The 2,217-nt window shown below is 72.8% G+C and carries 1 protein-coding gene; it reads right to left on the minus strand.

Annotation, left to right across the window (positions count from 1 at the left end; translation table 11 throughout):
• Positions 1-236 precede the first annotated feature (236 nt).
• Positions 237-1,784, minus strand: coding sequence for a histidine ammonia-lyase (gene hutH / locus AB0O34_RS36680; RefSeq protein ID WP_363923597.1), 1,548 nt, complete (start codon positions 1,782-1,784; stop codon positions 237-239).
• Between the last annotated feature and the right edge of the window lie 433 nt (positions 1,785-2,217).

The raw sequence follows: 2,217 nt of genomic DNA on the forward strand, positions 1-2,217 counted from the left end.
GCACGGCGGCGGGATCCGTCTCGCCCATCATCAGTTGGAAGCGGCGGCGGTCCAGGACACGCGCGTGACGGGCCATGAAGGATGCCGCTGCGGAGATATCGACGTTCATGACCTCATCGTCCCCGGCCACGGGACCACGGTCTTGTAGGAATCGGACACCCCGGACATGTCCCTGGACGCCGGCCAGGCGCGTCACCGCCGGAGCGGGCGAGGCACCCGGCCCCAACGCGTGCCTCTCAGGCGAGAGGGCCGGTGACCGATTCGGCGGCCGACAGGACGGTGCCGTTGGCGACCAGGTGGACCACCGACTCGATCTCGGGGGCGAGGAAGCGGTCGGGGCCCGGGCCGGGTACTTCCTGGCGCAGGGCGGTGACCACGGCGCCGGTCGCGGGGGCGGGCTGGTGGGGGCGGCGGAGCTCGATGGCGCGGGCGGCGGTGAGGATCTCGATGGCGAGCACGCGCGTGAGCCCGTCGAGCGAGCGGCGCAGCTTGCGCGCGGCCGACCAGCCCATGGAGACGTGGTCCTCCTGCATCGCCGAGCTGGGGATCGAGTCGACGCTGGCCGGCACGGCAAGGCGCTTCAGCTCCGAGACGATCGCCGCCTGGGTGTACTGCGCGATCATGTGCCCGGAGTCGACGCCCGGGTCGTCGGCGAGGAACGCGGGCAGGCCGTGGCTGCGGGCGACGTCCAGCATCCGGTCGGTGCGCCGCTCGGCCATCGAGGCCACGTCGGCCACGGCGATCGCCAGGAAGTCGAGCACGTAGCCGACCGGCGCGCCGTGGAAGTTGCCGTTGGACTCCACGCGGCCGTCGTCGAGGACCACGGGGTTGTCGACGGCCGAGGCCAGCTCCCGGCCCGCGACGGTGGCGGCGTGGGCGGCGGTGTCGCGGGCGGCTCCGGCCACCTGGGGGGCGCAGCGCAGCGAGTACGCGTCCTGGACGCGGGTGCACGAGTCGTCCCGGTGGGAGGCCATGATCCCCGAGTCGCGCAGCAGCGCCCGCAGGTTCGCCGCGGAGGCGGCCTGGCCCGGATGGGGACGCAGGGCCTGCAGCTCGGGGGCGAACACCCGGTCGGTGCCGAGCAGGGCTTCCACGCTCATGGCCGCGCTGATGTCGGCGGTCTTGAGCAGCGCCGCGAGATCGTCCAGGCCCAGTACGAGCATGCCGAGCATGCCGTCGGTGCCGTTGATCAGGGCGAGGCCCTCCTTGGCGGCCAGCTCGACCGGTTCGAGGCCAACCGGCTTCATCGCCTCGCGGGCGGTCTTCAGCTCGCCGTCGCGGTCGCGTACCGGCCCTTCCCCCATGAGGGCGAGGGCGACGTGGGACAGCGGCGCGAGGTCGCCGGAGCAGCCGAGGCTGCCGTACTCGTGGACGACCGGGGTGATCGCGGTGCTGAGCAGCCCCGCGAGGACCTGGGCGGTGGAGGGCCGCACCCCGGTGTGCCCGGTGGCCAGGGTGTGCAGGCGCAGGAGCATCATCGCGCGGACGACCTCGGTCTCGACCTCGGGACCGGACCCGGCGGCGTGCGACCGTACGAGGGAGCGCTGCAGCTGGGCGCGGAGCTCGGGATCGATGTGCCGGGTGGCGAGGGCGCCGAACCCGGTGGAGACGCCGTAGGCCGGGGTGGGGCTCGCGGCGAGCTCGTCCACCCGGGCGCGGGCCCGTGCCATGGCCGTGACCGCCTCGTCGGTGAGGCGTACGGCTGCACCGTGCCGGGCGACCTTGACGACGTCGCCGAAGCTCAGTGGTTCCGGACCGACGTTCACGACCTCGTTGTCGCCCATGATGTCACTCTCTCGCTTAGGTAACCGGCGTATTGGATGTTAGCCCCTTACAGGGGAACATCGCGGCCAGCCCTTTCCTGCCGAGGTCCGTCAGCTCCAGCGCGCGCCCTGGCCGCGACCCGGCCGGCCCTCACCGAGCCGGACCTCGCGGAGGCCGCTCGCGCTGGACGCGGCTCGGGCAGTCCTACCTGCACCGTTACGCCACCGCGGGCAAGGCGGCGTGGGATCTTCCTCGCGAACCCCACTGGACGCCGCGGCGGATCGCCGAGCACGTGGCCGGGATCACCTGGTACGCCGAGCAGGCCGGCGGCCTCCGGTTTGGGGACTCGGCCGGGATTCGCTAGAGTTCTCTGCGTGAGGCCGGGTGTCCTTGGCCGATCACGCGGACGTGGCTCAGCTGGTAGAGCATCACCTTGCCAAGGTGAGGGTCGCG

This window comes from Sphaerisporangium sp. NPDC088356 (assembly GCF_040685555.1).
Classification (GTDB): domain Bacteria; phylum Actinomycetota; class Actinomycetes; order Streptosporangiales; family Streptosporangiaceae; genus Sphaerisporangium.